We start from the raw sequence: 7863 nt of genomic DNA, 5'->3' as shown, positions 1-7863 counted from the left end.
CCCCCCCCCCCCCCCCCACTTCTCACGGATCTCCCATTGCGGTTGGAAAAGGCGGCTGCTACCAACGTGCGCTGACCATCAATGCAGCGTTTGATATCCACTCATTGGGTAGAGCCGAGCCATGCTCGGCTGCTCTTCCTCTCCCACACCAGGTCGCGTAAGCACTCGCCAAAGCCGCTCTCCCCACCGCGCAACGACAGATTATCTAGAGGAGGTCGGAGGCCCCTTTGCAGGACCGTTAAGCGGCATGGATGCCGCTTACGAGCCTACATGGGTGAGAACGCATTGCTTGCGAGGCATTGCCTCGCATGCGTTCGAACGCACAGCCGCCGGCGGCTGGGCCGGGCCGCGGAGCGGGATTTACGGCGCGTCCAGCAAAGGGGCCTCCGACCTCCTCAAGCCGATAGAAAAGGAAGCGCCCCAAGCTCTACGCGTCCAACCACCCCCTGTCGTATCATCCGCGCCATCCCACAGCATTCCCGGCCCCCGCCATGACCCCCATCCCTGAAACCATCCCGCCCATCGAAGTCCGCATGGCCGAGATCGTGTTCCCCAACCACACCAATCACCTGGGCACCCTGTTCGGTGGCCAGGCACTGGCCTGGATGGACAAGGCGGCGTTCCTGGCCGCCGCCCGCTACTCCCGCCGCACCGTGGTCACCGCGCGCTCGGATCAGGTCGATTTCAAGCTGCCGATCCGCATCGGCCAGATGGTGGAGACCGTCGGCCGCATCGTTGAAGTGGGCCGCAGCTCGATGAAGGTGGAGGTCGAACTGATCGCCGAAGACCTCCACACCGGTGAGCGCAAGCTGTGCACGCGCGGGCACTTCGTGATGATCGCGCTGGATGCCGACGGCCATCCGACCAGCGTCCCGTCGCTGCCGGGTGACATCCCGGGCCCGTAAGCCACCGATTGCCTCTCTGTCCCTGCGCCCCCATCTGCTGTCCATGAGCACACCCCTCGCCGAGTTCATCGACCGCGCCCAGCGCCTGTTCGTGCTGACTGGCGCGGGCTGCAGCACCGATTCGGGCATCCCGGATTACCGCGATGCCGATGGCCAGTGGAAACGGACACCGCCGGTCACCTACCAGGCCTTCATGGGCGAGCTGGCCACCCGCCAGCGTTACTGGGCGCGCAGCCTGCTGGGCTGGCCCCGGTTCGGTTGGGCCCAGCCGAATGGCACGCATGTCGCGCTCGCCGCGCTGGAAGCGCGTGGCCAGGTCGAGCTGCTGCTTACCCAGAATGTCGACCGCCTGCATCAGCGGGCGGGGAGCGAGGCGGTGATCGATCTGCATGGGCGCCTGGACCAGGTGCGCTGCATGGGCTGCGAAGCACGCACCTCGCGCGAGGCGTTCCAGCACCGGCTGCTGGCGCTCAACCCCGGCTGGGAGCATCTGGAAGCTGGTCAGGCGCCTGACGGCGATGCCGATCTGGAGATGGATTTCTCCGCCTTCCAGGTGCCGGCCTGCCCGGTATGCGGCGGGGTGCTCAAGCCGGACGTGGTGTTCTTCGGTGAAAGCGTGCCGCGCGAGCGGGTCGCCACCGTTCACGACCACCTGCAGCGGGCCGATGCGGTGCTGGTGGTCGGCTCCTCGCTGATGGTCTATTCCGGTTTCCGCTTCGTGCAGGCCGCTGCACAGGCCGGGGTGCCGATCGCTGCGCTCAACCGTGGCCTTACCCGCGCCGACGCGCTGCTGAGCCTGAAAGTCGACCAATCCTGCGCCGACGCGTTGGCCTTCCTGCTGCCAGGAACCGCCGCCGCCTGAGCCGCTACGAAACACTGATCCATTGGCACGGTTGCCTCCGCCGCCGCACAGGAGTGCAATGGCGCCCGGTTCCATTTCCTCTTCCCGAGTTCCCGCCTTGAGCCAGCTCTTCTCCTCCATCCCCTTCGGTCCGCTGACCCTGCCCAACCGCATCGTGATCGCGCCGATGTGCCAGTACTCGTGCGTCGACGGCCTTGCCAACGACTGGCACCGCATCCATCTCGGGCAGCTCTCGCAGTCCGGTGCCGGCCTGCTGATCCTGGAAGCCACCGCCGTGCTGCCGGAAGGCCGCATCAGCTGGGCCGATCTGGGCCTGTGGGATGACGCCACCGAAGCCGCGCTGGCCTCGGTCGTGGCCTCGGTCAAGCAGTGGTCGCCGATGCCGCTGGGCGTGCAGTTGGGCCATGCCGGGCGCAAGGCTTCGGTCAACAAGCCGTGGGAAGGCGGTGGTGCGATGGACCCGTCCGATCCGCGTGCGTGGCCCACGGTCGCGCCGTCCGCGCTGCCGTTCGCCAAGACCGATCCGACGCCGACCGAACTGGACCTGGCCGGTATCGATGCCGTGGTTGAAGCCTTCGCGGCTGCGGCCCGTCGCGCCGAACGCGTCGGCATGGATCTGATCGAACTGCACGCCGCGCACGGCTATCTGCTGCACCAGTTCCTGTCGCCGCTGAGCAACCGCCGCGAGGATGAGTACGGTGGCTCGCTTGAAAACCGCATGCGCCTGCTGGTGCGCGTGTTCGACGCCGTGCGCGAGGCCGTTTCCGATCGCATCGCGGTGGGTGTGCGCATCTCCGCCAGCGACTGGGTGGCCGGCGGCTGGGATATCGAGCAGACCACGACCCTGGCGCACGTGCTGGACGCGCGCGGGTGCCAGTTCCTGCACGTATCCAGCGGTGGCAATGATCCGCGCCAGCAGATTCCGCTGTCGCCGGGCTACCAGGTGCCGTTCGCGCAGGCGATCAAGGCGCACAAGCTGCGCATGCCGGTCATCGCCGTGGGCCTGATCACCGAGCCCTCGCAGGCAGAATCGATCCTGCGCCATGGCCATGCCGATGCGATCGCGCTGGCCCGCGGCATCCTCTACGACCCGCGCTGGCCGTGGCATGCCGCCGCGGCACTGGGCGATTCGGTCGCCCCGGCACCGCAGTACCTGCGCTGCGAACCGCGTGAGGCCCGCGGTGTGTTCATCGCGCCGGAACGCTGACACGCTGAAGGGGGTGCCGGCCGCTGGCCGGCATCCCGGGTGACCCTGCGCTCAGCCGACGTCCACCCGCCACGCCGGCGGCAGCCCCTCGATGATGTGTTGCATCAGCGCCCTTACCTTGGGCGTCAGATCGCGGCGATCGCTGACACACAGGAACAGCCGCATCGGTTCCGGTGAGGCCTGCGTGCTCTGCGCATCGCCGGGTTCGAACAGCGCCTGCAGCTCGCCGCGCGCGAGATAAGGCGCAGCCACGAACGCCGCCAGCCGGGTGATGCCGCCGCCGGCCGCCGCCATCGCGGCCAGCGCATCGATGTCGTCGCTGACCAGCGCCGGGGTCACCTCGGCATCGAATCGCATGCCGTCGCGCACGAAGCCCCACGGCAGGTAGCGCCCATCCAGCGGGTAGCGCAGCAGCAGGCAGCGATGCTCGCGCAGCGCCTCCGGTGTGAGCGGGATGCCGGCCCGCGCGAGGTACGAGGGTGCTGCGCAGAACACGAACGGCACCTGCGCGATCGGCCGCGCCACCAGGCCTTCCTCCAGCTGCGGTTCGATCCGGATGCTCACGTCCACGTCTTCGTGCGCGTGGTCGACGCTGCGGTCGGTGAGCAGCAGCTCGATCGCCAGGCGGCGGAAGCGGGCCTGCAGCGCGGGCAGCAACGGGGCCAGCGCGTGCCGGCCGAACGCGGTGCTGCTGGCGATCCGCAGCCGTCCTTCAGGGGTGGCATCGAGGTCGGTTACTGCGGCCTGGGCGCGCTGCAGGTCGCGCTCGATGTGGCGCACCTGGGCCAGGTACAGCGCGCCGCGTTCGGTCAGGGCCAGCGTGCGCGTGGTGCGGTTGAGCAGGCGCACCCCAAGATGGGCCTCCAGCCGGGCGATGTTCTGCCCAACCGCCGCCGGGCTCACCCCCAGCGTGCGCGCGGCCGCGGCCAGGCTGCCGGCGTCGGCGGTCCGGATGAAGCTGCGGATTGACTGGAGAATGTTCATGCTGGCCGCCATTCTCGCGCTCCATTGGAAAGAATTTCTTTATAAAGCGCCAAGCCCATCCGGTCTACCCGCCCCGGCGGCGGCCGCTTATCGTGCCTGTCCCGCAACCGCCAGGTTGCCTGCTCACCCGGGTCTGCTGCCCGGGCGACGCCGCTTCCGCGTTGTGCCGCCCCCGCTGCCGTCGCGTCCTGCGCACGGCCTGGCAGCCTTCCCCGGAGATGGACATGAACCCAGCGCTCGCCCCCCTCGATACCGACCCGCAGGAAACCCAGGAATGGCGTGAGTCGCTGGAGGCGGTCATCCACGCCGCCGGCCGCCCGCGCGCGCACTACCTGATGGACCAGCTGACCGAGCTGGACACGGCCCGCCACGGCGACCTGCATGGCCGCGTCTGGACGGCGTACACCAACACCATTCCCGTCGAGCGCCAGCCGGCCTATCCGGGTGACCTCGGCATCGAGCGCCGCCTCAACGCGATGATCCGCTGGAACGCGATGGTCATGGTGCTGCGCGCCGGCAAACACTCCAACGTGGGCGGCCACATCGCCACCTACCAGTCCGCGGCGGTGCTGTACGACGTCGGCTTCGATCACTTCTTCCGTGGCCGTACCGATACCTTCGATGGCGACATGATCTACATCCAGGGCCACTCGGCGCCCGGCATCTACGGCCGCGCCTTCGTCGAAGGCCGCATCGCGCCGGAGCGCATGGACAACTTCCGCCGCGAATCCGATCGCGATGGCCTGTCCTCCTATCCGCACCCGCGCCTGATGCCGGACTTCTGGCAGTTCCCCACCGTCTCGATGGGGCTGGGGCCGCTAACGGCCGCCTATCAGGCGCGCTACATGCGCTACCTGGAGTACCGCGGGTTGAAGGAGCACCAGGGCCGCAAGGTCTGGGCGTTCCTTGGCGATGGCGAAATGGACCAGCCCGAATCGCTGGCCGCCATTTCCGTGGCCGGTCGCGAGCGCCTGGACAACCTGGTGTTCGTGGTGAACTGCAATCTGCAACGGCTCGACGGCCCGGTGCGCGGCAACGCCAAGGTGATCCAGGAACTGGAAGGCACCTTCCGCGCCGCCGGCTGGAACGTCATCAAGGTGATCTGGGGCGGCGGCTGGGACGCGCTGCTGGCCAAGGACAGCACCGGCCTGCTGCGCCAACGCATGATGGAATGCGTGGATGGCGACTATCAGACCTTCAAGTCGCAGAACGGTGCCTATGTGCGCGAGCATTTCTTCGGCAAGTATCCCGAGCTGCTGGTGCTGGTCGCAGACCTGAGCGATGACGAGATCTGGGCGCTTGCCCGCGGCGGTCACGATCCGCAGAAGGTTTACGCCGCCTACGCGCAGGCCGTCGCCGGCAACGGCCGGCCGAGCGTGATCCTGGCCAAGACGGTGAAAGGCTTCGGCATGGGCGAGGCCGGTGAAGGCCAGAACATCAACCACCAGCTCAAGAAAATGAGCGCCGATGCCGTGCGCGCGTTCCGTGATCGGTTTGATCTGCCGGTCAGCGACGACCAGCTGGAGGACATGCCGTACCTGCGCCCCGCGCCGGGCAGTGCCGAAGCGCGCTATTTCGCGCAGCGCCGGCAAGCCCAGGGCGGCCAGCTGCCGGCGCGGGTGACCCACGTCGATCCGTTGCCGGTGCCGGCGTTGTCGGGGGGGGCCACCCAGCTGCAGGGCAGTGGCGACCGCGGCCAGTCCACCACCATGGGCTTCGTGCGCATCCTCACCACGCTGCTCAAGGACCCCGAACTTGGCAAGCTGATCATTCCCATCGTGCCCGATGAGTCACGCACGTTCGGCATGGAAGGCCTGTTCCGCCAGATCGGCATCCACTCCTACCTCGGCCAGTTGTACACCCCGCAGGACGCCGGCCAGCTGAGCTATTACAAGGAAGCCAAGGACGGCCAGATCCTGCAGGAAGGCATCAACGAGTCCGGCGCGATCTGCTCGTGGATCGCCGCCGGTACCGCCTACAGCAACCACGGCCTGGCCACGATTCCGTTCTACATCTTCTATTCGATGTTCGGCCTGCAGCGCGTCGGCGACCTGGCCTGGGCCGCTGCCGATGCACGCACCCGCGGCTTCCTGCTCGGCGCCACGTCCGGCCGCACCACGCTGATGGGCGAGGGCCTGCAGCACGACGACGGCCACAGCCACGTGCTGTCCTCGGTGATCCCCAGCTGCGTGTCCTTCGATCCCACCTACAACTTCGAACTGGCGGTGATCATCCAGGACGGCCTGCGCCGGATGTACGTGGACCAGGAAGACATCTACTACTACATCACCGTGCTCAACGAGGCCTATCCGCACCCGGCACTGCCGGAAGGCAGCGAAGCCGGCATCCTCAAGGGCCTGTACCTGCTGCACCCCGCCGCCGCCGACAGCGACCCGGCGCTGCGCGTGCAGCTGATGGGCAGTGGCGCGATCCTGCGCGAAGTGGAAGCAGCCGCGACGCTGCTGCAGCAGGACTTCGGCATCGGCAGCGACGTGTGGAGCGCCACCAGCCTCACCGAACTGCGCCGTGATGGCCTGGCGGCCGAGCGTTGGAACCTGCTGCATCCGATGCAGGAGCCGCGGGTGCCGTATGTGCAGCAGTGCCTGGCCGCGCACCCGGGCCCGGTGATCGTGGCCACCGACTACATGAAGATCGTCGGCGACCAGATTCGCCCCTTCATCGATGACCGCCGCTTCACCGCCCTGGGCACCGATGGCTTCGGCCGCTCGGATACGCGCGAGTCACTGCGTACCTTCTTTGAAGTGGACCGCCACTTCATCGTGCTCGCCGCGCTCAAGTCGCTGGCCGATGAGGGCCGGATCGAACGCGGCCAGCTGCAGGTGGCGATCGACCGGTACGGGATCGATGTGGAGAAGGTGGATCCGACGGCGGTGTAATTGCTGGCCCCGCTGCCCTTGGTTGCATCTGAGAGCATCGACCGCAGCCCGGCGATGCTCGCTTACACTGGCCGGATGCGCCCCGATTCCATCCTCACCCTGTCATGCCCGGACCGTACCGGGATCGTCTACCGTGTGTCCGGCCTGCTGTTCGAGCTGGGCTGCAACATCCTCGATGCCCAGCAGTTCGGCGACGATGAGAGCGGCCGGTTCTTCCTGCGCGTGCATTTCGACCGTGCCGCCGAGCAGTCGCTGGGCGACGTGGAAGCCCGCATGGCCACGCTGGCCGCCGAGTTCGGCATGGACTGGCAGCTGCATGACGCCCGCCGTCGTGCGCGCCTGCTGGTGCTGGTGAGCAAGCAGGGGCATTGCCTCAACGACCTGCTGTTCCGCGCGCACAGCCGGCAGCTGCAGGTGGACATCGCGGCGGTGGCCTCCAATCACGAGGACTTTGCCGCCCTGGCCGGCTCCTACGGCGTGCCGTTCCATCACCTGCCGGTCAACGCCGACAACCGCGCCGTGCAGGAGCAGCAGATCATCGACCTGGTCGAACGCGAGCAGATCGACCTGGTGGTGCTGGCGCGCTACATGCAGATTCTGTCGCCGCGCCTGTGCGAAGCGCTGGCCGGGCGTGCGATCAACATCCACCACAGCTTCCTGCCCAGCTTCAAAGGCGCGCAGCCGTATCACCAGGCGCACGCGCGCGGGGTCAAGATCATCGGCGCCACCGCGCACTACGTGACCCCGGATCTGGACGAAGGCCCGATCATCGAACAGGACGTGGCGCGCGTGGATCACGCGATGACGCCGCGCGACCTGGTGCGGCTGGGCAGCGATACCGAATCGCAGGTGCTGGCACGCGCGGTACGCCGGCATGTGGAGCACCGGATCCTGCGCAACGGGCATCGCACCGTCGTGTTCCGCTGACCGGTAGGTACCCACCGTTGGTGGGTACGACGCTCCGGTAGTGGGGGGGGGGGGGGGGGGGGGGGGGGGGGGGGGGGGGGG

At 68.0% G+C, this 7863-nt stretch carries 6 protein-coding genes; 5 read left to right on the top strand and 1 reads right to left on the bottom strand.

Going from position 1 to position 7863, the window contains the following annotated elements; translation table 11 throughout:
* Nucleotides 1-491 precede the first annotated feature (491 nt).
* From ACE026_RS08825 to ACE026_RS08815, 3 genes are read left to right on the top strand one after another with little or no spacing between them, the layout of a single operon-like run.
* Nucleotides 492-905 carry an acyl-CoA thioesterase gene (locus ACE026_RS08825; RefSeq protein WP_019184839.1) on the top strand — a complete coding sequence of 138 codons (414 nt, stop codon included), beginning with the start codon at nt 492-494 and terminating at the stop codon, nt 903-905.
* Between the two features lie 43 nt (nt 906-948).
* The gene (locus tag ACE026_RS08820; RefSeq protein WP_486038714.1) at nt 949-1767 is read left to right on the top strand and encodes an NAD-dependent protein deacetylase; all 819 of its coding nucleotides are present in this window, start codon (nt 949-951) and stop codon (nt 1765-1767) included.
* A 58-nt stretch (nt 1768-1825) separates the two neighbouring features.
* A complete protein-coding gene (locus tag ACE026_RS08815; RefSeq protein ID WP_486038713.1) occupies nt 1826-2974 on the top strand; it encodes an NADH:flavin oxidoreductase/NADH oxidase in 1149 nt (382 codons plus the stop codon).
* Nucleotides 2975-3025: 51 nt separating this feature from the next.
* On the opposite strand, the gene ACE026_RS08810 is transcribed toward ACE026_RS08815, so the two are convergent.
* Nucleotides 3026-3958, bottom strand: a complete 933-nt coding sequence (locus ACE026_RS08810) for a LysR family transcriptional regulator (protein ID WP_486038712.1) — start codon at nt 3956-3958, stop codon at nt 3026-3028.
* Nucleotides 3959-4182: 224 nt separating this feature from the next.
* Here ACE026_RS08810 and aceE point away from each other — a divergent pair, with 224 nt between their 5' ends.
* Both aceE and purU read left to right on the top strand, forming a co-directional pair.
* On the top strand, nt 4183-6855 hold the full coding sequence (gene aceE, locus ACE026_RS08805; protein ID WP_486038711.1) for a pyruvate dehydrogenase (acetyl-transferring), homodimeric type: 2673 nt from the start codon (nt 4183-4185) through the stop codon (nt 6853-6855).
* A 75-nt stretch (nt 6856-6930) separates the two neighbouring features.
* Entirely contained in the window at nt 6931-7782 is an 852-nt protein-coding gene (gene purU, locus ACE026_RS08800) for a formyltetrahydrofolate deformylase (protein ID WP_121044317.1), read from the top strand.
* Nucleotides 7783-7863: the final 81 nt, after the last annotated feature.

The organism is Stenotrophomonas sp. AGC87 (genome assembly GCF_057333975.1).
This window is presented reverse-complemented; position numbering and strand designations above follow the sequence as displayed.